The organism is Opitutia bacterium ISCC 52 (genome assembly GCA_014529675.2).
Lineage (GTDB): Bacteria > Verrucomicrobiota > Verrucomicrobiia > Opitutales > UBA2995 > UBA2995.
Window position 1 is genome coordinate 4530858 of sequence record CP076040.1, and the last position, 25489, is coordinate 4556346.

Here is a 25489-nt window from a genome sequence, read left to right on the forward strand (position 1 = left end):
TCCACGTCCATTTTTTTTCCTCCTAAAACAAAGTTAATCGAAGTCCATGTTACTAAAAACAACTGTGAAAAAGCGTATTCTAAGTCAGCTTACCTCCTTATTAATTCTGTCCGTTTGGGCAATCAAAGGCATCACATATGCCGATGACCCCATCACACTGACCCCCGTCGGAACTTACGAAACCGGCATCTTTGATGAGGGGGCCTCTGAAATCGTCGACTATGATCCTGTTACACAGCGAATATTTGTTGTTAACGCTGATGCGGGCGTAATCGACGTTTTGGATGCATCCGATCCAACCAACCCGACCAAGATAGCCGCAGTCGAACAACCGGGGTCGGTCAACTCAGTTGCGGTAAAGAATGGCATTGTAGCCACGGCAGTTGAAAACGAGGACGTGACACTGCCCGGTTCGATCGTCTTCCACGACACCGACGGAAACGTACTTTCAACGGTCACAGCCGGAGTGCTGCCCGACAACATCGTATTTAGCCCGGATGGATTGAAAGTCCTGACGGCCAATGAAGGTCAACCGAATGATGATTACACGGTAGACCCAGAAGGATCTGTAACCATCGTCGATCTCGGCGACGGTTCCATTGCTTCTGTGAGCGCTCTGAACAATGACAACGTCACTCAGGTTACCTTCGAAGGTTTTAACGACAAATTGTATTCTTTGCTCAATAAAGGTGTTCGCATCTTCGGTCCCGGAGCCACGGTGGCCCAGGATCTGGAGCCTGAGTATATCGCTATGTCGGCGGACAGTGCCTACGCGTTTGTATCTCTTCAGGAAAACAACGCCATCGCGGTCATAGACTGTGCGGCAGGAGAAGCAATCGACATCCTGCCTCTTGGATACAAAGACCACAGTAGTGGCCAACCACACTTGGACCAATACACCTTCACCGTTCCGAACTTACCGGTTCTCGGAACATCCACAGCTGACGACTTCACACCGATCTTGCTCGGTGGGTTCTCCGGCCTCTGGTATGCCGCCGATGAGTCGGACGATGAGACCAAGGTCTTCTACACGGTGCCTGACCGAGGACCCAACGGAGATGCCTTCAGCGTCGACGGTGTTACCAATCGCCAGTTCCTGCTTCCTGATTATCAGGCTCAGATCGTGAGGATATACCTCGACGTCGCCACCGGCGAGCTAACCGTCGACGAACAAATTCTTCTTACTCGCGAGGATGGAGAAACCACGGTGCCGATTACCGGAATTCCAAACATTCCCGGTTTCGATGAGAAGCCGATCGACGGCAAAAGCAACGACATCGCCTATGATCCGTATGGCGGAGACATGGAAGGCATCGTGAAGCACCCGAACGGCACCTTCTACACCGTGGACGAGTACCGACCCGCGATCTACCATTTCTTCGCAGACGGAACACTGAACGCACGCTATGTGCCGGAAGGAACTTCTTTGCTCGGAGACACAGCACAACCGGAAGGCTACTATGGGATGGAAACCTTGCCGGCGGAGTACGCCAATCGTCGCGCCAACCGTGGTTTCGAAGCGGTCGCCCTGGACCCGGACAAGAACGTGGTCTACGCATTCATCCAAACACCGATGTACAATCCTGACAACTCCACACGGAACGCGTCGGATGTCATCCGGATCCTAGGAGTAGATGCGGACACTGGGGTTCCCGTAGAAGAATACATCTACCTCCTGGAGCGTAATGCAGATTCAGGATTTGGCTTCGCCCGCACCGACAAAATCGGAGACGCGGTCTATGCCGGCGGTGGAAAATTCTACGTGCTGGAGCGCGACTCGTCCAATCCAAGTCAGCCAAAAATCGGCCACAAATACATCTTCGAAATCGACATCACCTACGCGACCAACCTCCAAGGTGAAGGAGTGCCCACTCCGGTAGAAGGATTGACCTGGGAGCAACACTCTGCGGATGATCTAGCTGCCCAAGAAGTGGTGCCGGTATGGAAGGAAAAGGTTCTCAACCTCCCTACCATTGGTTACCTGCCGTCCGACAAGCCGGAAGGAATCGCATTGCTGGAAGATGGTTCACTCGCGGTGTCCAACGACAACGACTTCACTCAGGCTGGTTTCCCGGACCTGACCCTCGGTATCATCCAGTTTTCTGATAACAATGCCATGGATGCCAGTAACCGGGACGATGCCATTAACATCACCAATTGGCCAACCCTCGGTATGTATATGCCGGATACAATCGTAGCCTATGACTACGACGGCATCACCTACATCGTGACCGCCAACGAAGGAGACAGCCGCGACTACGACGGTTACTCAGAAGAAGAACGCGTTGCAGATCTGACACTGGATGAAACCGTCTTCCCGAATGCGGAATGGCTGCAAGCAGATGAAAACTTGGGACGCATCAAGACAACTTCGGCCAACGGTGACATCGATGGCGATGGTGACTTTGACCGTATCTTCACTTACGGAGCCCGCTCATTCTCCATCTGGGATCAATATGGAAATCTGGTGTTCGACTCCGGAGATGACCTGGAGCAAATCACTGCGCTCTATGATCCTGAGAACTTCAACAGCACCAACGACGAGAATGATTCCTTTGATAATCGAAGTGATGACAAGGGACCGGAGCCTGAAGGCCTGGCCATTGGAAGTTTCGGTGGAAACACTTATCTCTTCCTTGGCCTGGAGCGCGTGGGCGGAATCGTAGTTTACGACATCACTCATCCACAACACCCAGCATTCATGTTTTTCATCAATAACCGCGACTTCGACGGTGTGGCCGAAGAGTTCACCGCCGGAGATCTCGGCCCTGAAGGCCTCAAATTCCTACCCGCTGAAGGTACCTCGACTCGCACTCCATGGCTGTTGGTCGGAAACGAAGTGAGTGGCACAACTACCATCTATGACCTTGGCACCATGTTGATTCCAGCGGCCGACGACTACGAGTTCGATGGAGCTACATCAGACGCCATCAGTTTCGCCTGGGGTGAAGAAATTCATGAAGGCGAGACGGTGATTGTGGAACGTCAGGATGAGAACGGAAACTGGACTCAGGTGGCTGAATTGACTTCGGTTGATCCCACCGGATCAGATGCTGGTTTGTCTCCAGATTCCAACTACACCTACCGCTTCTTCCTGAATAAAGGCGGTTTGTATTCTGCCATCGGTGAAGAGATTGAAATCTCAACACAAGATTTCACCGGTTTCTATTTCGGACTGCTTGATGCTGAGGCGGGATCATTCGGAGCCTGGTTGACGGATGATCAGACCGCTACCGTGGTCGTTCACCTCTACGGTAGTGACAGCGTATTCTCCGTTGAAGAAGTGCCTGTCGCTGACAACGGAACATTCTCGGTGGAAACAGAATCGGGGGACATCATCACTGGGACTATCGGTTACGGAAACGCAGAACCAGTAGATGCTAAAGGTGCGGTTCGGGACGGTCACCTCGGCGACGATCCTTACCTCAGCATTGCTGTTAATGGCAGCGAAGCCACCGGAACCACCTTTGCCTCACAAGGAGAAACCAACCTGGACATGAGCCAGATCGGTTACTTTGAAGGCCTCATCGGATCATCCAGCAGCACCGGACTTCACATAGGGCTCAACGCTCCGACCGGAGAAGCCTACGCACTGATCATGTATGACGGTGGAACCACGGAAAGTGGCATTGGAACGATAGACGAAAACGGGAATATCGATATCACCACCAACCTCGGCACTGTGCTGACAGGATCCTTCAATGAAGAAACCAATTTCTTCACCGGAACCTATGCCAAGCAGGACGGAGAGGAAGGATCATTCAACTTCCTGAATCCGGATGATACTCCAATCGAGTTTTCCGAAGATCGTCTGATCAACATCTCTACACGCCTGTTCACGGGGATCGACGCTAATCGCGCCATCGCCGGTTTCGTAATCGATGGAGACGCACCCAAGACCATTTTGATCACGGCAAAGGGCTGGGACCTGCGGAACCAGGGATTTGAGAACTTTCTGCTCGACGGCATTTTGGATCTCTATCGCGGCGATGAGATGATCGGATCGTCTGACGACTGGGTCGACGAAGCCAACGCGGACCTGATTGAAGCCACCGGAGTCGCCCCGGCCGGTTTCTACGATCCAGCGATGATGGTTGTTCTGGAGCCCGGCGCTTATACAGCCATCATTTCTCCGAAATTGGACATCGATCAAGGAATCGCGGTGGTAGAAGTTTACGAGGTAAATAATGGCGTGATCGATCAGGCGAGTCAGCTGATCAACATTTCCACCCGCGGGGAAGTTGGGACCGATGCCAGCCGCATGATCGGAGGTTTCGTAGTGAACGGATCCGATGCGCAGAAGATCTACGTTCGTTCAACAGGACCGTCACTGGACATCCCCGGTGCGAACCTCTTACAAGACCCGAAGGTATCCATCAGGGATGCCGATGGGACTGAGATCGCGTCAAACGACAACTGGAGGGATGCAACCAATGTTGCCGACATTGAAGCTACCGGTATCCCTCCCGCCAATGAGGCGGAAGCAGGTATCGTCGTCAGTCTCGATCCTGGAATTTATACAGTCATAGTCGAAGGAGCTGACAGTGGCACCGGACTCGCCACAGTCGAAATATACAAATTCGAAGACTAAGATCGGTTTTGGAGCAATCAGGTAGCAAAATAGTGCCCATATTAAGGCCCCGGCTTCGGTGAGCCGGGGCTTTCTTTTGTACGGAATTTTCACCTCTGTCTCAAAACCAATAGCCTCGGTCAGTTCTACAAAGCTGGGATGCCGTCGTCACCAACGTGGTTCCTGAACCTCGCTATTACGGATTGGCGTTGTGTGTGATCGTGGAAACCTTTGCCATAATGCGATGACGAAAGTCCGCAAAACATTAGTCCCGCAGCTGAGAATCTATCTGCTGCTTATCCAAGCGCGCACGGGGAACCGCGTTTTCAAGTTCTGCAAAGAGTAGGATGTTGAAATCCTGGCCACGGCTTTTAATTTTCATGAACCGGATGTCGTTGTGGTCATTTGTAAGTTCCACCGATTCGATAAGATCGATGACAATTCGGGTAACCTAAGGATTCCGATCAGCGATGCCTTATTAATAAAGAGGGTCCAGCGGGACATGGGCCTGTTTCAGATTCTCGAACACTAACAACGCGAGTACAAAAAAGGCCCCGACTCGTTGAGAAGCCAGGGCCAAATTTGAAAGGTTAGAAAACGAGGGATGTCTAGCCGAGCCGTTCTAGTCTAGTTCACTTAAATTTCGTATTGAGGACGTGGATCTTTCGGCCAGTCCAGATGGTAGAACTTACCACGAGGTTGGTCTGTCCGCTCGTAGGTGTGCGCACCAAAGAAATCACGCTGCGACTGAAGTAGATTTGCAGGGAGGCGCGCCAGGCGATAGCCATCGTAATAGGAGAGTGCAGAAGCGAAGGTGGGAATAGGAATTCCATTCACACTGGCTGCAGCAACTACCTTGCGCCAATTGGACTGAGATGAATTGATCTCACCCAAGAAGTAGGGATCGAGGAGGAGGTTAGCCAGATCAGCATCTCGAGCATAGGCCTCAGTTATCTTCTGTAGGAACCGGGCACGAATGATACAACCTCCACGCCAGATCTGAGCGATTTCACCAAAGTTGAGCGTCCAGTTGTATTCGTTTTGCGCTTCACGCATGAGCTGGAAGCCTTGGGCATAAGAACAAATCTTAGAGCAATAAAGCGCATCGTGGATGGCTTTGATAAATTCATCTTTGTCGCCATCAAATGAGGCTTCAGGTCCCGTCAAAATTGCGGAAGCAGCAACCCGTTCTTCTTTCACTGCACTCAAACAGCGGGCGAAAACAGCCTCAGCCACGGTGGGCGCAGGAACGCCCATATCGAGTGCATTAACCGAAGTCCACTTACCAGTTCCCTTTTGACCTGCAGTATCGAGCACGATGTCGACAAAGGCTTGCCCGGTGACTGGGTCGTTTTCTTGAAGGATATCGGCCGTGATCTCAATCAGGAAGGAATCGAGTAATCCTTCATTCCATTCGGCAAAGACTTTTCCGATTTCGGCAGCTTCCATTCCCAAGAGATTTTTCATGAGGAAGTAAGCCTCACAAATCATCTGCATATCACCATACTCGATGCCATTGTGAACCATTTTCACATAATGACCGGCACCGTTAGGGCCTATGTAAGCTGAGCATGGAAATCCACCTTCAACAGGCTTACCTGGCTCGGCTCCTTCAAGTGGCTTACCTGTTTCAGGATCCACTTTCGCAGCGATTGCTTGCCAGATGGGTGCCAAATGCTCCCAGGATTCAGGGTCGCCACCAGGCATCATCGAAGGACCAAAACGGGCGCCTTCTTCTCCACCGGAAACTCCAGACCCCACAAACCGAAGTCCTTTTTCACTGAGTTCTTTTTCGCGGCGGATGGTGTCCGTCCACTTGGCGTTTCCACCGTCGATGATAATATCACCTTGGTCGAGCAGGGGAATTAATCCGGCAATGACCGCATCAGTCGGGCCACCGGCCTGGACCATGATGATTATTTTGCGAGGTCCCTTGAGAGAATTCACAAAATCCTCCAAGGCTGCTTGACCTACAAGTCCCCCTGGAGTGTCAGGGTTTGCGGCCACAAAATCCTCCATTTTAGAGGTCGTACGATTGTAGACCGAAATTTTGAAACCGTGGTCGGCGATGTTAAGTGCCAGGTTCTGACCCATGACGGCCAGCCCGATTAAACCGATATCAGATGATTCTTCAGACATTTTCTAACAGGTGTTTGAAATTGAGCGAGGAAACAAGCAAAGCGAATTTCACAAAGCAAGAACGAAGCCTCAAAACCAAAGGAAAAACACCCAAAATTGAGACCCATAGTAGCTATTCAGCCCAATCAGGTCTGACCAGCAGCACCCTCATCATGGCAAGCAACCCAATGACTTTCACCGGATTCAAGCTGCTCTTTCTTCCAGATAGGAACGCGTTTCTTCACTTCATCGATTACGTATCGGCAGCCTTCAAATGCCTCAGCTCTATGTCCCGAAATAACTCCGACCCACACGGCGATACCTCCAATTTCGAGATGACCGGTCCGGTGGACACAACGACAAGCAAGTAGACCGAACCGTTCTACAGCCTCCTCTATGATCTTGTTCCCTTCAGCCTCGGCTAAAGGCTTGTAAGCCTGGTAATCGAGAGCACTAACCGACTCCCCTTCATTGTTATTTCGCACCCGACCCTCGAACTCCACGAATGCTCCACCAGCTGGGTGGATCAATTCAGCTGACAGCGTATGTACGTCGATAGATTCGTCGGTGATATTGAACATTGCTGCCTTTTATCTCAAAGCTAGCTCACTTTGCAGCAAGCCTAATTGGAAAGTATTGGAAAATAGGAAAATTTGTGTCTCCATGATCCGACCATCCCAGCTTCTGCTTTCATGTCACGTAACTCACCCTGGCAGTTCCTTAAATCAAAACGCACTTTCTATTTTATCGCTGCAGTCGGTTTTCTATTTAAATACTGGCTAGTACTCGGTGATGAAATTGAACCTTTCTATCGTCCCCTTGATGACCTTAACTTCGTCCTGCTTGGAAAATCCTGGTATTGGTGGGCTGAATACAGCCATTGGTCATTTCACAGACCTCCTGTATGGCCACTAGTTCTTGGGATTATTAACGTATCGGAAATCCCTCTGAGAATCTTTCAAGAGCTATTCCTGTGTTGGGCCACCTATTTCATGATCAATCGTTTCACCAAGAATGGATTAAATCCATTGGTGGGAGGGGTGTGTTTTACGATTATAATTCTCCACCCGGGCTTTCTTCTACTCGCCAATCGAACCCTTAGAGAATGTTTCTATGTATCATTACTCTTTGTTCTGGTAGCCCAACTTATTCCTCTGGCGACCCGGAGACTGCTGGATGTTCGTTGGCGGCAATTGTTGCCGGCTGGCATCACATCAGCTCTTTTATGGCAGACCCGGGAAGAATCTGCAATCATCGCATCGATGCTCGTAGGCTTCGTATTCATATTTTGGATCCTTAAGCAAGAATTGCCTAAATTCAAAATCCTCAGGCGACAACTAGGATGGATATTCTTAGGCCTCGCCGGTCCGATCATTATAAGCAGCCTGGCCATTCGGACGGCGAACTACGCCAGACATGGATTGTTTATCCCGCACGAATACGCGGGTATTTCCTGGCAAGTTACTCTGAAGCGGTTGATGCAAATTAAGCCGGAGAATCCAGAGCCCTGGGTCTCCGTAGAACAGGAAAGCCTGGAGAAGGCATTCACTGTGAGCCCTACTTTGGCTTCCATTCGAGAACCATTGACTAACAAATTTGGTCCGGCCTGGGCCAAAGCTACCCTAGGCATGACGAAGAACGAAAAGGAGATTGCTGGAAGCGCTTTCTATTTTGCACTGATTGAGTCGGCGGCTGAAGCGGGTCATTATGCCGACGCAGTAACTGCACATAATTTCTACCGCAATATTAACACTGAACTGGAAGCCGCATTTAAGTCAGGCAAACTCGAAAAACGTTTAGTGTTAAGCAGCTACCTTGATCCCGAGTTTTCGGATTTTCTCCCGCGCTTTCCCAAAGGCCTACTCCACATTATCGGATTTGGATTTAGACCCCTTAAGGACAACGATATTCGGATCTATTATCCTCGCTACGATGTGTTTCCAACCTTGGATGCCTATGATCAAATTACCAACAGGAGGCATGAGCTCGCTTATCGAAAAGTGCAACGCATACGCGGATGGGCTTTCCTCGAAGGCAAAGAGATCATACGCGTGGACATGTTGGATCACGACAATGTCGTTCTCGATTCAACCAGCAATATCTATGATAGGCCCGACGTAAAAGCCGCCTACGAAGCAAAACAAGCGCCCTTGAAGTCGGGATTTGAAATATCACTGCCCAAGGCAGATTATCCTAACTGGCCGGCGAAAGTAGTATTTCACACCGCAAGTGGTGAAACAGCTACGGTTCAAGCGAGCCGCCTACTGAAACACGGTCAAGAACAGGACAATGACAGCTCAGGGACCTTACTCCGAGTAACCGTGGATGAGATCAAGACGGGTAAGGATGATTTTGCTACCCAGGATGCCATTCAAGCTTGGCTGTGGTTAACCCATGGAAAGATTCACATCGGATTAGGAAGCCTTGCTCTTCTCGTATTGATCGCCCGATACATCGCTTGTAAACCTCATGCCAAGGCTCGTCATTATTACCGATGGATCCTGTTCATTCTCCTCGTCATTGGCGTACGCATTTTGATTACCACTTTGATGGATATCTCCTCATTCAGGCTTGATCTAAGATACGTGTTTCCTGCAGTCGTTTTCTTACCGGTTTTATTCGGCTTAATATTACAAGAAGGTTTGACTGGCTTCAAAGAGAAGCAGCTACGTTGGTAGTACCCTCGACCATGGAAGATTCTCATCAATGTCGTATTTGTAAGTCGGATACTGAGTTAAAGTGGCCATCCAATTTGGAAAACACCATCAGTAGCGATTCTTTCGCCATTACCGACGCTCATTACGGGCAGACCAGCGCTATTTACCAATGCAAGGAATGTGGTTTTCGACAATGCAATGACTTGCAGGACGTCTTGAGGTTTTATGAAGACTTGGAAGATCAAGAGTACGAGAACGGCCGCAAGGAAAGGTATCTTCAATCGATAGCTTTGCTGGAAGAATTAAAGGACCTCCAACCGCAAGGGAAGCTCCTGGATGTGGGAGCCGGATCGGGCATACTGGTGGAAGCAGCCGTGGAGGCAGGCTATGAAGCGGAAGGACTTGAACCATCAATCTGGTTGCAGGAACAAGCAATCGAACGCGGACTGCCTATTAAGAAGGGGATTCTGAGTGATGTTTCTGAGACTGAGCAATACGATGTGATTACTCTGATTGATGTGATCGAGCATGTGGTAGACCCAATCACTTTGCTGAAAGAAATAAAGGCACGGCTGAAACCCGATGGGTACGCGATGATTGTAACGCCTGATTGCCATTCCTTTTTTGCTAGGATGCTGAGGCGAAAATGGTGGCATTACCGGGTTGCCCACATTGGTTATTTCAATCTGTCTACGCTAAAAGCTGCCTGCGCAGAATCGGGATTGGATGTGATATCAAACAATCGCCCCGGTTGGTTCTTTACCATGGATTATCTGTGGGTCAGGGTCATGCAGTATTTTCCGCAGTGGTTACGCTGCAAACCCATGAACTGGATAAAACGAAAGACAGTAAGCATTAACCTTGGAGACTCACTCATGGTGATCGTTAAGGCGGAAGTATCCCATCCACATGGAGAAGGCTAAACCATCTGATTATTTCCAAGTGGCACGCTTGGACCATTGGGTAAAGCAACTCTTTGTTTTGCCAGGAGCCATCCTGGCATGGGTGCTCACTCAACAAGTCGCAGAACCACTGGGTGGTCTAATAATTCCTCTACTGGTAGGTCTACTCGCAACCAGTTTAATAGCTTCCGCGAATTACTTGCTGAACGAATGGCTAGATGCCTCCTATGATAAGCATCACCCTCTAAAATCGAACCGTCCTTTTGTTCAAAGAAAGCCTCAACTTGGGCTCTTATTGTGTGTATACATAGGGTTAGCGGGAATGGGGCTTTTTCTGGGTAGCACGATCAATTCTTCAGTTCTTTGGGCCCAGCTGATTTTGTTAATCAGCGGATGGACGTATAACATAAAGCCAATTCGCACTAAGGACATTCCTTTTGTCGATGTGCTAACTGAGTCCTTAAACAATCCTATCCGTTTTCTGATCGGCTGGTTTATAGTGACCGACACCATCGTACCTCCCAGCAGTATACTGATTGCCTATTGGTCGGGTGGAGCCTTTTTGATGGGCATCAAGCGGTTTGCTGAATACCAGACCGTAAAAAGCATGGAAGGAGATGAAGCGCTCTCAGCTTATCGAAAAGTGTTCAAAACCTATACGAGCGACCGCCTGTTGGTATCTTCCTTTTTCTATGCGTTACTCTCGGCCTTCATGATGGCCGTTTTTCTGACCAAGTATCGCATCGAATACCTGTTGTTGTTTCCGATTTTATCGGCCTTGTTCGCGAGCTATTTGCGGATTGCATTAAAACCCGCGTCTCGAGCCCAGGCTCCAGAAAAACTTATCCGAGAGAAAGCACTCTGGGTGATAGTCCTGGTACTAATAGCCATGTTCACTGTCTGTTCCTTTATTGACATCCCACAGCTTCATATCCTGATAACTCCTTAGTTTATCATGACACCCAAAGGATTCAGTTGTTTAGGAAAGTTCATCGGCATCAAAGATGACAATAAGGACTTCGCATTGATCACATCAGATGTAGAAGCAAATGCTGCTGCGGTGTTTACACGAAGCACCTTCTGCGGGGCCCCAGTAATTTTGGGGAAGGAACTTATCAAAAAGGGCCGAGCACAGGCCTTTTTTATAACCAGCGGAATATCCAATGTAGCTACGGGCCAGGAAGGCATCGACAATGCGCGTAAGGAGATGGAGGCCATGGGCCAAGAACTGGGTATCGACCCAGAATTAGTGCTACCGAACGCGACGGGAGTTATTGGGGTCCAATTGCCTATGGATAAAATTCTTCAAGCCATTCCAGGCTGTAAGGATGAGCTGAATACGGACAATTGGGAAGCGACCGCTGAAGCCATAATGACCACCGATACCCATGCCAAATTGGTGAAGAAACAAATCGGTGATGCTACCATTATTGGCATGGCAAAGGGCGCCGGCATGATTGAACCCAACATGGCCACTATGCTTTCGTTTTGGGTAACGGATGCAGAGATTCCGTCCAACGAACTGCAATCGATGTTGAAGCGAGTGGTGGATAAATCTTTCAACCGACTCAGCATCGACACCGACACCAGCACAAGTGACACCGTAGCCATCATGGCCAACGGTTTGGCAGGTCCGGTTGATCTAGTAGCCTTTGAAGAAGCCCTGACGGAAGGCGCCATCGATATGGCCAAACAGATTGTTGCCGATGGGGAAGGGGCCACAAAACTGATCGAGGTAGTGGTGTCTGAAGCGATTGACGAAAAACAGGCCAAAGTCATGGCAAAATCGGTGGTCAACTCACCCTTAGTGAAAACGGCGGTCTATGGAGCCGATGCCAATTGGGGCCGTGTAGCTATGGCATTGGGGAAGACCTTTGATCCACGCTTGAATCCGGAGACGGTAAAGATTTCCTTTGGCGAGCACACGGTTTACGAAGAAGGGGCTCCAACAGGTATCGAAGATGAACCGGTAGAAAACTACATGAAAGCTGCTGACGAGGTAACCATTTCGATCAAATTAGGACTCGGGTCAGCAGAGTCTGCGGTGTGGGGCTGCGACCTGACTGAGGACTACATAAAAATCAACGCGCTCTACAGGACGTAGTCAGCCTCCTGAAACAGGAGGAATAAAAACCACTTCATCGCCTTCGTTGAGCGAGGCATTCCATTCAGAAAATTGCTCATTTACGGATACTCGGAGCGCGGTTTGCTCCAATGTGAAGCCGTGACGATCCTTCAGTTCAGCGTAAAGGTCCGCTATCGTTTTGGCGTCAGTACTCAATGTTTCTTGAGCCAATCCACGCTGATCTTGAAGCAACGCAAAATAATGAAGCTGAATAGTCATCAGGATTCGGCTTGATAATCTCTCTTTCCACCCGATTTGGAAATCAGACGCGTACGGAGAATTTCTATTTTGTGGGACAACGCCTTGCACATGTCGTAAAGAGTGAGCGAGGCCACGCTTGCTCCCGTCAGCGCTTCCATTTCAACCCCAGTTTTATGATCGGTTGATACCGAACAGGTGACTTTAACCTGGCTGGCTTCGATGGGCTCAATATCGATTTTGCAATTGTTAAGAGGCAATGGATGACAAAGAGGAATGAGGTCACTTGTTTTCTTGGCAGCCATAACACCCGCCAAAATCGCAGTCTGAAAAACAGGGCCTTTTTTGCTTTGGATGTCACCGTTATCCAACAGGGCCATAATCGATTCATCGAGCTGGACAATCGATTCAGCCGTGGCAGTTCGATGATTCGTCGCCTTACCGGAAATATCCACCATGGCAGGCTGGTTGGAGGCATTTATATGTGAAAATTCGGACATGAGTTCTACCAGGGATAAAAAGGAGCAGTGAACCCCACTGGAAATTCCTTTTGATCGGCAGGCAATTCAATAAAGCCACTACTCAAAGCCAATCTCGATAGATCCCCGGAATTTTGAGTCGGCAATGGCTCAACCTCCAAGGCCCCTGATTCAGAATGAGTGGCCATAACCGGCAAGAAGTGGGCGAGTGGTGGAGGAAAGGTATGGGAACCTGTCAATATGGCGGTATCGGGCAGAATCTTACCAATTCCAGCCAGTATTGAAATGGAAGAAGCAACGTAACGAACAAAGCAGGTCAGCGTTGAATTGGGATTTCCTGGAAGTGCAAAGACGGTAATGTCATCTTTGGACGTTCCAAACCAGAGTGGTTTTCCGGGCCGTTGTTTGACCCATTGAAAATGTTTTTTCACCCCGGTTTCCGCGAGCACATCCTGAAGAAAGTCATACTTCCCCTTGGAGATACCTCCAGAAAAGAGAAGGACATCGGTATCCTGCAATAGCTGCTGCACCCGCTCAGCTATCACTTCGCGGTCATCAGGAAGGTGATCTAGTTCAACTTCAACGGGAGTTGGCAAATCCAGACATGCCGCCTCCAGGGCATACACATTCGATTTCCTAATTTGAAACGGACTTGGGGTTTCGTTTACCTCCACCAGCTCATCACCCGTGGAGACGATGGTAATTTTTGGAATCGGGCTCACCTCTACTTCCGAATAACCACAAGTAGCTATCACCGCGATTTCCTTCCCGGAAAGAAGCTGACCTGGTGGCAACAAGAGATCGCCTTCCACATTATCAGAACCTTTGCGATGAATGAACTGCCCCTGTTCAGGTTGGTAGCCATCATTTAAAATAAACGCTCCTTCGCTTTCTGAAATTTCTTCGACTGGAATTACCGTATCGCAACCCTGCGGAAGCACGGCACCTGTCATGACTTCAAAACACCCGTTTGGGTGATCAAGAGTCTTAGCAGCGATACCAGCGCGTTGAACTCCTTCAGATTGGAATTTCCGAGCTTGAACGGAAGCAAAGTCAATCGCGATTCCATCCATCATGATCCTGTCAAAAGGCGGAAAGTCACGGTCCGCCAAAACCGGTTCACGTAAAATTCTTCCGTAAGCTTCGTTAAAAGGAACTCGCTCAGCTGGCAAAGCGCGTAGTTTGCTTTCTACAATTTTATCAGCGTCCTGGGGTGAAATAGCATCCATAGTATCAGCCCTAGGCTGAGCGATTCCACAAGCCGCGCAAAGAAAAATAGGAAAAGATTCCAGGGAAGAATTGAGAAATTAATCTTTTTACCTGCCTTCCATTATCTGTCTAAGTCGACGATTCCTCTTAATGAAAGATACCAGAGACAAACTTGGTCGGACCCTGAGAGATCTTCGCATTTCAGTGATGGATCAGTGCAACTTTCGTTGCAGCTACTGTATGCCGGCCGAAGTATTTGGAGCCGATTATGCCTTTTTGAAAAAAGATGAACTGCTCTCGCAGGAGGAAATTCTGCGTATGGTTGAGGCAGCATCCTCATTAGGAGTTAATAAAATTCGTATTACGGGCGGGGAACCCCTCCTGCGGAAAGAAGTCGTTTCAATCGTTAAAGGTATCGCCGACCTGAAAACAATCGAAGATATCGCACTGACCACGAATGGATGGTTGTTGCCAAAATTTGCGGCACCTCTCCAGGAAGCCGGACTCAATCGCATCAACCTCAGCTTGGATTCTCTCAACGAAGACACCTTCCGATTGATGAACAGTCGCAAGAAGTCCGTTAAGGGGGTCTTGAAGGGTTTGGACGCGGCGTTGAAGGCTCACCTACCGGTGAAGGTAAATATGGTGGTGGAGAAGGATATCAATGAAGCCGATATTCTTCCTATGACCACCTACTTTCGTGATCGCGGAATCACCTTGCGTTTCATCGAGTACATGGACGCTGGAAATTTCCATCAATGGAAAGAAAACAAAGTCGTTTCCGCCAAGAAAATCATAGACACAATCAACGAGGTTTATCCTCTTGAACCGGCAGATCCGAATTACGTCGGAGAGGTGGCCAAACGCTATCGCTACCTCGATGGACAAGGAGAGATCGGCATCATCAGTTCTATCTCTCAACCCTTTTGCTCAGACTGTCATCGGGCCAGACTCTCGGCCGACGGGAAGATCTACAAATGCCTTTTCGCATCCGGCGGGATTGATTTCAAACAGCGGCTCCGAGAGGGTATTTCTCAAGAAGAACTGGTGGAAGATTTGGCTACACTCTGGCGAGCTAGAGATGATCGTTATTCTGAATTACGTAGTCGAGCGAATCCCAATGACCCAGGAGATCCCAAAGTCGAAATGTCCTACATCGGCGGCTAGTAGGTGAAAGCCTTGCCGAAATAGTTGAGCATCCAGATCTCTTTCCAGACACGGTAACGACCTTCCCAAGTAATTTTTCCGTACTCTTCTCGCTGATGAATAGGGAAGAGAAATCCCATGTCGGTATTCACCCTTTCCAGCATTTTTTGTTGCTGGTTTACATCATCGACGACCTCTTCATCCCAGTCGACAAAGACCTCCTTGGTGTTTTCGATGCGCTTTTTGTGAGACTTGGATAGCCTGGAAAAATTCCACGTCAAAGGTCTTCGCTCCAAGAACCAGTTTTCAGGATAAAAGCCTCCGAAAGGCAGGAAGGTATTGTCAGTCACGTATCGCGATCCGTCTACCGTTTGAGACAAAATGGTATAGCACATCGATACTGCCCCGTGTCGTTGAGGGATAAATAATATCTGAATTCGGGTCTTATTGCTTTCACTCTGGAAAATATGCATCCGCAGATTAATTCCCGGCATCAGCTCTGCACGCAGGGATGCAATCGATCGGTAGGACTTTTTCTTCAACCACTTCCGCATGGTTAAAAACCGTTTTTGCGCCGGCCATTCTTCCCCTTGAGGATTTTCTTTAAAATCAGGAAATAGGGGAACCGTGCTGTTGCTAAGCGCCTTAATCGCCAGCCAATGATAAATGGTTTCAACTAAGAACCAGAGCAGAAAAAACACGACAAACAAGACCCAGAACGGTTTTGCGAATAACTCGGCCGCAAAACTAAGATAAGCCGCCGCTGTCGCAAAGGTAACCCATCTAAGCCAACGGTTTACGATGGATACCAATATAGATGCGCACCGCCCGTTTACATAGGTCAGGATCAAAGTACCAGCCAACATAAAGGGCAGTACGATATCGTACCAATGTGCATCTTCCGGTATAAATTCCATGATACCTGGGACTTTTATTAAGCCAAACGGTTCACTCAACCACGGTTAAACCGCTTGAACAATCTGAGAGCAGACAACCTAGTTTAGCCTCAGAGGCATAATCACACAGAGGAAACTTTCCAAGGTGCGAAAAACTCCGGGACTTAGCTCGTCTTTAAATTCGAAGAAAATCTCGTCCTTGGTCAGACTCTTGAGCGGATCCATCAGAAATTGAGGATTAAAAGCAATCTTCACTTCAGATCCTTCAAAAGGAATACCTCCAAGAGATTCATGTGACTCACCCAATTCAGGACTGGAAGCAGAGATCTCAAGCTTGTCGTTGTGGATCTTGATAGTCACAGAATTGTTTTTGTCCGTGGTCACCAATGCTGCCCGATGAATACAGTGCAATAGATCTTCGCGGCCCACCTTGATGCGGTGATGCGTTTCCTTAGGAATGACCTGCTGATAATTCGGGTAGTTACCCTCCACGATTTTAGAAACCAGATAGATGTGATCCTTGAGACCTTCTTTTTCCTCATCGGTGCTAATCTCAAAAGCAACCTGACGATCGTTAAACGAGATCTTAATCTCTTCAGCTTGACCTAACAGACGGAGCAGCTCGGCTACTGTTTTGGCGGGAAGAATCAGCTTACCTTCATTGGCTTCGGTGACGTCAACTTCTTCGCTGATCATTGCCAGCCGACGTCCATCAGTTGCAACCAGGGACAACTTCCCATCAGAGAAATTAAAGTAAACACCGTTCAGGATGTAACGGTTTTCATCAGTAGATTGCCCGTAGGCAACCGACTTGAGCATGGAGGCCAACGTCTCCTGTGACAGGATAAACTGACGATCATCGCTGAAAGAGGGCAGAGGAGGAAACTCTTCAGGTCCAATTCCGTTGATGCGGAATACGGATCCACCGGAAGATATTTCAGCGCGGTGACTCGAAGTGGATTCCACCTCGACATCCAGGTTTGGAAGCTCGCGGATGATAGTGGCCAGCTTGCGGACGGGCAGAGTAATTCCACCGGCCGTTTCAACCTGGGCTTCAATCCGACACTGGATACCCATATCCAGATTGGTCGTCGTTAACGAAATATAACCTTCGTTAGCTTCGATAAGGACATTGCTTAAAATGGGCATGGTTGCCCGCGTTCCTACGACGTTGAGGACCTGCTGTAGGCCACTCGAGAAATGGTCTCGGTTGATTTTGAAATTCATGAAAGCGATCGAACTTTTCTTGGGTTATTAATTGGAAGCTATAATAAATAAAGAAAATTAAATCCGTATTCTTATTATTATGTCCTGTGAATAAATGAAACAACTATCTAAACGGTTGATATTGGATGATTTGAGTGATCCCTACTAGGGCCAATAAGACTGTTAATTAGACAAAAGTTGTTACGGTAATTCACAATCTTGGCAAGTTGTTGAATTTTATTCTGAGTATTTCCTCAACTATTCACATGGTTATTCTCGGAATCTGATTTCCGGTTTTTAATTCGAAATCTGAGATCTATGAAAATGCCATAGAATATGTAACCGAGGAAAATGAGTGCGATGCCCACCTCACGGATCATGACAATCCCGGCCACCACTACGATAATCAGAACGAATGATTGGAATTTGAGTCGGGTGGTCCAATCGATGTGCTTGAAACTGGGGTAGCGGATAGAGCTTACCATAAGAAACGCGATGAGTATCATCAGGACGGGCAGAAAAATGGCCAAGCCTCTCACATCGAATTCGTTCATCAAAAGCACCAGGGAGGAGATCATACCTGCGGCGGCTGGAGCTGGAAGTCCTATAAAATCCTTCGTCGAGGTAAACTGGCTTTCTTCCATCAAAGGGTGTGTCACCACGTTGAATCGAGATAAGCGAACACTCACACACAACAAGTAGATGAATCCGATTAACCAGCCGATCTTGCGGAAGTAGGCCTCATGCTCAGGCGAAAGAATGAGAAAATATACCATGAGTGCCGGAGCCATGCCGAAGGAAACGACGTCCGCAATGGAATCAAACTCTTTGCCGAACAAGGACTCTCTACCTCCGAGTCGGGCAAGGCGACCATCCAATGCATCAAACAACACGGCAGCCAAAATCAACCATACGGCTTGCGAGTAAAGTTCTTCTGGAGATTTTCCTAATTCTTCCGCAGTGAATCGAGCTTGGATACATCGAATGACCGAGAGGAAACCGCAGAACAAGTTGCACGCGGTCATCGAGTTCGGCAGAAAATAGATTTTACTGGCTTGATCCGGATCCGTGTATTTTGGATCCATAGGCATCTCACTCATAGGGAAAATTATTTCATCAAGCTCTCGAGATATTGCCAGAATGACTGGTGTTGCTCGATTGCTTGTTCTTCTTTGAACGGAAGTTTGGTGCGGAAGATGAAATCCGCCATGGAATTTTTGTCGAGAATGACATGGCTGAATAAAATATCATCCACTACTTCAAAATAGATACGGTACTCCCCAGCCCTAAGTCGGTAGAAGGTTTTTCCTTTTCGGGAAAACCGTCCCAACCGATCATCAAGGTCGTGCAGATCGGCTGGAGTGAGTTGAGTGATGCTCTCCATAAGATCCATTTGGCTCAACGTATCCAGCTTGTTGAGCTCGGACATGCTCTGATCGCTGAATGTGACTTGGTACATAGTGACTAACGAAGGCCCGAGCATTTCAGACCTGTTTTGGTTCGCAAGATAATTGTCCAAGCTCCGAATGGTTCGAAAAACGGTACATAAAGAAGCCGGCAGCACCTTTCGGGCCACCGGCTCTTATCTCATCCTATCAACTCTGAGCTCCTCAAAAGTGTTTTCTTCACCGAAGAAGGAGTGTGACGAGTCTCGCCTTTTCAGGCTGAAGTTATAAAGGATGATATTGCAGATACCGAAGAAGAGTCTTTCGCGCTCGGAGATCCAAATCGCTTCCGATTCGTTTCCTGCCGTTTGCTTAGACTCTTTGAAATCATGCCCAAACAAAACGTGATTTGATTGGCCCCTACAAACGCCGAAAAGAATTATGCCTCCTTTACCAATCTTTTTACATTTACCCTTAGTTTTGGGCTATTCATACACGAATTGCTTAGCAAAACTATAGGTTTTAGGCGCTTTTGGTCTAGTTGTGATGAATCCCGAAGCTGCTTTTGAAGGCTCTCTTACGATTGTCCTGGCTTATTACCGCTCCATTTAGGCATGGACTTTCTCTTACTCGAATTGCTTTCAGAAAATGGTGCGCTGAATACAGATAAAAAAATTGCTATAAAAGAGTGCCAAAGCCGGCTTTCTTGTTCGCCTAATTGCGACAATTACTCTTTTCATATTCCCAACGAGTTCCTAAACCGTGACACCTGACACTGACGATCCCAACCCATACCACATTCTTGTGATGGACGATGAGCCATCGGTCCGTGGTTTGCTTAATAAATTTCTCCAAACCTGTGGCTATCATGTCACCGTGGCATCCGAGGGAATGGAGGCCTACGAATTGTATAAGGCAGCCATGGAAAGCGATAAGCCCGTTGATGCTGTTATTATGGATCTGCTGGTGAATGATGGATTGGGTGGACTAGATTCGTTTCGTCTTATTCGCCAAGCTCATCCGGGAGCTATTGGTATCGTATCCAGTGCTTATTCTGATGATAATACAATGGCCGATTATGAGACCCATGGATTCAGTGCTGTTTTGGCCAAGCCATACCAGTTGCTTGAACTGAAGCGGATACTTGAAGATCAGTGTGGTACTGAACTACCTGCCTAGATCGTTCTTTCCCCAAAATGCTTTTGCTCAATGCGAATGGTGAGCATTCAGGGAATAGATAGGTAATCTGGTTGTTTGTTTTGCCTGTCCGCAAATTTTGGCTATAACAGTCAGCTACTTTACAGAACAATTCGATTAATCAGTATGAAGACCTTACATCCTTCTCGCGTTTGCTATGCTAAGCTTATCAGAATAGGAATTTTCTTGTTCTGGATGAACCTCGGATTTGCCGATTCTGAGTATTGGGATAGCGGATTGGCAGAAATTTCCCGTTATGAACTTAAACAAGCTCGCTATGGTTCCCTGCATAAAGGTGAGGCTATACTACTTTTTGTGACCGAACCTTTTTCACCAGTTGACCAGGTGAAGGATGACTCTGGAAGCGAGCCAAACGGTGAGCGCGTTTTGAAACTCAATGCTTTCAAGCGATTTAATACCGGCGTGTATGACTACTCTATTATGAGTTCAGTGTTCTCGTCCGTTAAATCCAAAAAAGAGTTTCCTAGCTATAAAGTGACAACCTCTGTCCAGGATTGGTGTGGTCAGGTATTTAATCAGTGGAACCAGCGAGAACAGCTTTGGGAAAGTGAGCTGCGTTCATACTTCCAATCCGAGGGCGATAAAGATGAGTCCTTTGATTTAGTCCCGCACGAGGACGGCATATGGAATCGTATTCGAATCGACCCCGAGTCACTTCCTCAAGGAACTCTCAAAATGATTCCCTCCAGTGCATTCCTTCTATTAAAGCATAAGGCGATCCAGGCCTATACAGTGGAAGCTAAGTTATCTAAGGATTCCTACGAACTGCATTACCCAGATCTCAAGCGTACGCTCATTATCAGCTTTGAGAAAGAGGCTCCCTATGAGATCAATAGTTGGCAGGAATCGTATCCGGATCGTGGCGACAAGATACTCACGACAGAAGCCAAACGCACCCACCATCTTCGTTCCTATTATTGGGAGCAAAACCAACCCTCCTTTCTCAAGTTGAGAAAAAAACTGGGTCTAAAATAGCAGGTGAATTTGAAACTTTTTCCAAGTCGCCTGTGTATTCCCTTAAACCTATAACCATTCAGATATAATTATGGCAGACATTATTGATCACAAAATTTTTGGAGACGAAATGCAGTTGGTCGAAATTGAGCTCGATCCCGGTGAAGGATGTAGAGCCGAGGTTGGAGCTATGATGTATATGGAAAATGACATCGAAATGCAGCCCAATACCGGGGGTGGACTTTTTTAAAGGCTTCAAGCGCATGCTCACTGGAGATAGCTTTTTTATCTCCACCTTTCTCCAGAATGGACAGGGCAAGGGCCACGTTGCTTTTGGCGCTCCTTATCCCGGTAAGATTATTCCGTTACCTTTGAATGAATTGGGTGGTGAATTTCTTTGTCAGAAAGATGCCTTCCTCTGTGCTGCCCAAGGTATTGATATTGATATCGCCTTCACGAAAAAGCTCGGAGCTGGGTTATTCGGTGGAGAAGGATTTATTTTGCAGCGACTTACGGGGGATGGGCTGGCATTTGTGCATGCCGGTGGAACCGTGATCGAAAAACATTTAGCTCCAGGCGAACGTTTCCATGTGGATACAGGCTGTCTGGTAGGTATGCAGCCTGGGGTGGATTTCGATATCAAGTTTATCGGCGGATTTAAAAATGCCCTGTTTGGTGGAGAAGGACTATTCTTAGCCGAATTGACTGGGCCCGGAATGGTTTATCTTCAAAGCCTTCCCTTCTCCCGACTGGCTGATCGAATAATGGCTGCAGCAAGATCGGGTAACCGTGGCGAAAGCAAAGGAGCTGCCGGTCTTGGAGGCGACATCCTCGGAGGACTGATCAGCGGAGACAAAAAGTTTTAGGTTTCTTTGTAAACCCAAATAGAAACACCCAGCAAATGGTGTAGGCTATGCAGTGGTCTTGCTCGTCACTGCCTCAACGATTGCGTCTTTCAATTGTTGGATAACGTAGGGTTTCTGCAGGATGCAGGAGATTCCCAGATCTTCAGCCTGCTTCTCGGTAAAGCCGCTGGCAAAGCCCGTGCTGATGATAAATGGCATGTTGGGCCTGTCTTTAAATACGTTGGATGCCAAATCGATGCCCGTCATCTCAGGCATATTGTAATCGCTTATGATTACATCAAACGCTGAAGGATCGGTTCGGATCATGTCCCAGGCTTCGCGTCCATCAGAGGCGACTGACGGGATACAGCCTAGCATAGATAATACATCGGAACCCATTTCACGGATGAAAATCTCGTCGTCGACCAGTAGTACGCGTAGTCCTACGATATCGTTAGATGTGAAAGGGTTCATGACTCTAATTCCTATTTAGTGATAATCTTGAAACGCGCTTTAGTTCGTATTTCCCGAAATGAGCGTTCTTACACTTCTCACTAAGCCACAAGTTTCTCATAAATAAAGCACAAAGGTTATACTATACTAATTTAAGTGATTCACCTATAGTATTAATAAGGTGTATGCCTTATAACAAACCCATGAGATTGGATTTGTTTCAAAAAATGTGCCCGAAATGGGTGCTATGCACCAAACGCCATTTTTTTTAGACGGTATTAAAGTTCTGTAGAATCACGTAGACCAAAATCCCGGTCACTGAAACATACATCCAGATTGGGAAGGTCCATTTGGCCATCCGTTTGTGCTTTTCATAGAACTTATTGATCGCGAACCACAGGGTCAGGAGAATCAAGGGCACTACGACTACCGAAAGCAAAATATGGGAAATTAAGATGAAGAAGTAGATGGGCCGAATGAACCCCTCAGCGAGAAACTTCGTATCCCCATGATAGTGATGGTAGATGATATAGCAGACCAGAAACAGAGCCGAAGACACGGTGGCAGAAATCATCATACCGATGTGAATGCGTTTCAGCCCCCGCTTGATCGCAACAATCCCGACTCCCAGGCAACATGCGGAAACCGCATTTAGTCCTGCAAAGATGGTCGGTAACTTCAGAAACCAATCTCCTTCAGCCTTACCGGGGGTCTTGAAATAAATCAGCCAGAAGAGGAAAGCGAGGATGGCCGCGCTTATTCCAATGGCTGGAGCAATTGCTTTGTTGGACTGGGTTTCGTTTGCCATAATTTCTATTTCAGAGAACTAAGCACATTATGGATGAGCTTCAACCCCAGGTGGCCCCTTAAGGTAAGAATCGACTCCGGATGGAATTGGACCGCAGCGTAGGGCAGCTCCTTGTGTTGAATCGCCATGATGGTTCCGTCTTCTGTTTCAGCCGTAACTCCCAGGCAATCAGGAAGTGCATCCCTGTCTGCATAAATGGAGTGATAGCGACCTGCTCGGAAGGACTCTGGAAAACCATCGAACACTCCGCTCTGGCGATTGGTCACATCGGATGGCTTTCCATGCATGGGATAGTCCAGCAGTTTCAACTCACCACCAAATGCCTGCACCATACCTTGCAACCCCAGGCAGACTCCAAAGCAGGGAATACCTTTGTCTACGCAGTACTTCACCACGGTTGGTACATTGAACTCCTCTGGTGTTCCCGGTCCTGGTGAAATGAAAACAAGGTCAGGATTGAATTCGTCAATCTTCTCTAATGGGAAGCCTGCCCGGATGGTAATCACTTCGGCCTGAGCCTGACGAAAATAATTCGCCAGGGTATGCACAAAGGAATCCTGGTTATCGACAAAGAACACCCTTGGTTGGAAGCCATCGCGATGAGGCACTTGGAATCCCAGGTCTTTGGTTCGTGTTTTGCCTGCGAGTACATCTAGAAAGGCTGATGCCTTAGTTCGGCATTCACGATCTTCTGCTTCAGGATCCGAGTCACAAAGCAGGGTCGCCCCGACGCGAAACTTTGCCAGTCCTTCTTTCAAATGAATGGTCCTGATGGTGATGCCGGTATTCATATCGCCATTGAAGCCGATGAATCCAACCGCACCTCCGTACCATTCACGCGGCGAGTTTTCCAGATCTTCAATCATCTGCATGGCCGCTGGCTTCGGAGCCCCGGTCAAAGTGCAGGCCCACATGTGAGAGAGGAGGGCATCGAACGCATCATAATCGTCCAACAGCTCCCCATCAACATGATCCACTGTATGAAACAAGCGTGAATAAGCTTCAATCAGCCGGCGCCCGACAACCTGAACAGAGCCAGGTTTGCAAACGCGGGATTTGTCGTTGCGATCTACATCGGTGCACATCGTAAGTTCGGCTTCGTCCTTCTTGGAGGTCATCAGCTCAAGAATGCGTTCCGCATCTTCGATGGCATCATTACCTCGAGGAGCCGTGCCTGAGATCGGGCAGGTTTCTACCCGACTACCACGTACTCGAACAAACATCTCTGGAGACGCACCCACCAGTTGCTCATCGCCCAGGTTGATTAGAAACTCATAGGGGCTCGGATTCACCTTGCGAATCTTGTCGAACAACTCTCGAGGAGTGTCCAAACAACCGGACGTAAACACCTGACTCAGTACGACCTCAAAGAAGTCACCTTTTTTGGTTCCTTCGATGATCTTATCTACCTTCTCAGCATATTCGCCTGGATGGTTATCGCTTTCGATTTCCTTAGACTGTCTTTCTGGCAGAGGAAAATGCTTTCCTGCCCGATCCAATCCCTGGGTATTGTGAGTGCCCATGTGGAAGTCATAGTTTCTCACCTCAGCATTTTCCTTGCGGTGGTCTACTATAAACAGCTGGTCGGGCAAAAACAGGTGAGCGTCCGCATAGTTGTACGGCCGCTCGTGTTTGAGCTCAATCGGTTCAAACTGGAAAACCAGGTCGTAACCAAACGAACCAAAAAAACCAATGTATGGATCTTGATCAGACCCGAAGAAACTTCGGATCGAACGCAGCATGGAGAAAAGCCCCGGTTGTTTGCTTCGCTCTTCCTCCGGAAAATAATCCGGCATAGGTACCAGTTCACCGGTAATAGATTCAGGACCGACATTCATAGATTCAATGTAATCCTGGCCTTCGATGGCCTTCTGAATCATGGGGAGAATACGTTTGCCCCGTTCGTTGAGTGCATTGATCTCAAACTTCCGGTGTCGACCGATAATCTCAAGAGGAGGTCGGATAAATCCAATATCCCAACGGCTATACCGACCCGGGTATTCGTAGCCGCTGCAAAACAGCGCTCCCTGGTTGTGGTCAATAGCATCAAACGCATCGTTCAACGCCTCAGAATAGGGAGTGGATTCGACCTCGCAAATGACGGTCGCTCCTCCTGGGGTTTGGTATTCGATCTTAGACATTAGAATTAAAGGGCTGTATGGTTATGGGTGAAATTTGAAATTGGAAAATAAAAAAAGCCGCGGACTTGAAACCACGGCTTGGGAAATAAAAAACGCGGTCCGTGACAAAGGAACCGCGCAAAGAATAAGTGTAATGAACGGTCCTAATTAAAAGACCACCACCAACTTTTGCTCATTGC

General features: G+C 48.1%; 20 protein-coding genes and 1 pseudogene. 9 read left to right on the forward strand and 12 right to left on the reverse strand.

Going from position 1 to position 25489, the window contains the following annotated elements; genetic code table 11:
* Nucleotides 1-46 precede the first annotated feature (46 nt).
* The gene (locus GA003_19570) at nt 47-4591 is read left to right on the forward strand and encodes a choice-of-anchor I family protein (protein QXD28170.1); all 4545 of its coding nucleotides are present in this window, start codon (nt 47-49) and stop codon (nt 4589-4591) included.
* A gap of 615 nt (nt 4592-5206) precedes the next feature.
* Here GA003_19570 and gndA read toward each other — a convergent pair.
* A complete protein-coding gene (gene gndA / locus GA003_19575) occupies nt 5207-6709 on the reverse strand; it encodes an NADP-dependent phosphogluconate dehydrogenase (protein QXD28171.1) in 1503 nt (500 codons plus the stop codon).
* Nucleotides 6710-6834: 125 nt separating this feature from the next.
* Nucleotides 6835-7269: a molybdenum cofactor biosynthesis protein MoaE gene (locus tag GA003_19580; protein ID QXD28172.1), complete on the reverse strand. Its 435-nt coding sequence runs from the start codon at nt 7267-7269 to the stop codon at nt 6835-6837.
* A 111-nt stretch (nt 7270-7380) separates the two neighbouring features.
* Here GA003_19580 and GA003_19585 point away from each other — a divergent pair, with 111 nt between their 5' ends.
* The 4 genes from GA003_19585 to argJ are packed head-to-tail and all read left to right on the forward strand — an operon-like array spanning nt 7381 to nt 12351.
* Entirely contained in the window at nt 7381-9366 is a 1986-nt protein-coding gene (locus GA003_19585; GenBank protein ID QXD28173.1) for a hypothetical protein, read from the forward strand.
* An 11-nt stretch (nt 9367-9377) separates the two neighbouring features.
* Entirely contained in the window at nt 9378-10268 is an 891-nt protein-coding gene (locus tag GA003_19590) for a class I SAM-dependent methyltransferase (GenBank protein QXD28174.1), read from the forward strand.
* A complete protein-coding gene (locus GA003_19595) occupies nt 10255-11196 on the forward strand; it encodes a UbiA family prenyltransferase (GenBank protein QXD28175.1) in 942 nt (313 codons plus the stop codon). Before GA003_19590 ends, GA003_19595 begins: the two co-directional genes overlap by 14 nt.
* Before the next feature lie 6 nt (nt 11197-11202).
* Nucleotides 11203-12351, forward strand: a complete 1149-nt coding sequence (gene argJ, locus GA003_19600) for a bifunctional glutamate N-acetyltransferase/amino-acid acetyltransferase ArgJ (protein QXD28176.1) — start codon at nt 11203-11205, stop codon at nt 12349-12351.
* Here argJ and GA003_19605 read toward each other — a convergent pair whose 3' ends face one another.
* The 3 genes from GA003_19605 to GA003_19615 are packed head-to-tail and all read right to left on the reverse strand — an operon-like array spanning nt 12352 to nt 14278.
* Nucleotides 12352-12594, reverse strand: coding sequence for a MoaD/ThiS family protein (locus GA003_19605; protein QXD30485.1), 243 nt, complete (start codon nt 12592-12594; stop codon nt 12352-12354).
* Nucleotides 12591-13070, reverse strand: a complete 480-nt coding sequence (gene moaC / locus GA003_19610; GenBank protein ID QXD28177.1) for a cyclic pyranopterin monophosphate synthase MoaC — start codon at nt 13068-13070, stop codon at nt 12591-12593. Before moaC ends, GA003_19605 begins: the two co-directional genes overlap by 4 nt.
* Nucleotides 13071-13075: 5 nt before the next feature.
* On the reverse strand, nt 13076-14278 hold the full coding sequence (locus tag GA003_19615) for a molybdopterin molybdotransferase MoeA (GenBank protein ID QXD28178.1): 1203 nt from the start codon (nt 14276-14278) through the stop codon (nt 13076-13078).
* 130 nt (nt 14279-14408) lie between these two features.
* Between GA003_19615 and moaA the strand changes: the two genes are divergently transcribed.
* Nucleotides 14409-15425, forward strand: coding sequence for a GTP 3',8-cyclase MoaA (gene moaA, locus GA003_19620; protein QXD28179.1), 1017 nt, complete (start codon nt 14409-14411; stop codon nt 15423-15425).
* Here the strand turns inward: moaA and GA003_19625 are convergent.
* The 4 genes from GA003_19625 to GA003_19640 all read right to left on the reverse strand — a co-directional run bounded on the left by GA003_19625 (nt 15422) and on the right by GA003_19640 (nt 18965).
* Entirely contained in the window at nt 15422-16321 is a 900-nt protein-coding gene (locus GA003_19625; GenBank protein QXD28180.1) for a hypothetical protein, read from the reverse strand. The genes moaA and GA003_19625 overlap by 4 nt on opposite strands.
* Nucleotides 16322-16399: 78 nt before the next feature.
* Complete coding sequence (dnaN, locus tag GA003_19630) at nt 16400-17527, reverse strand: DNA polymerase III subunit beta (protein QXD28181.1); 1128 nt, start codon at nt 17525-17527, stop codon at nt 16400-16402.
* Nucleotides 17528-17760: 233 nt separating this feature from the next.
* Nucleotides 17761-18606: a CDP-diacylglycerol--serine O-phosphatidyltransferase gene (gene pssA / locus GA003_19635; GenBank protein ID QXD28182.1), complete on the reverse strand. Its 846-nt coding sequence runs from the start codon at nt 18604-18606 to the stop codon at nt 17761-17763.
* Between the two features lie 8 nt (nt 18607-18614).
* Nucleotides 18615-18965, reverse strand: coding sequence for a cytotoxic translational repressor of toxin-antitoxin stability system (locus tag GA003_19640; protein QXD28183.1), 351 nt, complete (start codon nt 18963-18965; stop codon nt 18615-18617).
* Nucleotides 18966-19653: 688 nt separating this feature from the next.
* Here GA003_19640 and GA003_19645 point away from each other — a divergent pair.
* The 3 genes and pseudogenes from GA003_19645 (at nt 19654) to GA003_19655 (ending at nt 21929) form a co-directional block, all read left to right on the forward strand.
* The gene (locus GA003_19645) at nt 19654-20070 is read left to right on the forward strand and encodes a response regulator (protein QXD28184.1); all 417 of its coding nucleotides are present in this window, start codon (nt 19654-19656) and stop codon (nt 20068-20070) included.
* A 213-nt stretch (nt 20071-20283) separates the two neighbouring features.
* The gene (locus tag GA003_19650; protein ID QXD28185.1) at nt 20284-21084 is read left to right on the forward strand and encodes a septum formation inhibitor Maf; all 801 of its coding nucleotides are present in this window, start codon (nt 20284-20286) and stop codon (nt 21082-21084) included.
* 70 nt (nt 21085-21154) lie between these two features.
* Nucleotides 21155-21929 (forward strand): annotated as a pseudogene (locus tag GA003_19655) (TIGR00266 family protein).
* 45 nt (nt 21930-21974) lie between these two features.
* On the opposite strand, the gene GA003_19660 reads toward GA003_19655, so the two are convergent.
* From GA003_19660 to GA003_19670, 3 genes are all read right to left on the reverse strand, one after another.
* Nucleotides 21975-22382, reverse strand: coding sequence for a response regulator (locus GA003_19660; protein ID QXD28186.1), 408 nt, complete (start codon nt 22380-22382; stop codon nt 21975-21977).
* A 247-nt stretch (nt 22383-22629) separates the two neighbouring features.
* The gene (locus GA003_19665) at nt 22630-23169 is read right to left on the reverse strand and encodes a DUF420 domain-containing protein (GenBank protein ID QXD28187.1); all 540 of its coding nucleotides are present in this window, start codon (nt 23167-23169) and stop codon (nt 22630-22632) included.
* Between the two features lie 5 nt (nt 23170-23174).
* A complete protein-coding gene (locus GA003_19670) occupies nt 23175-25310 on the reverse strand; it encodes an anthranilate synthase component I (protein QXD28188.1) in 2136 nt (711 codons plus the stop codon).
* Nucleotides 25311-25489 lie beyond the last annotated feature (179 nt).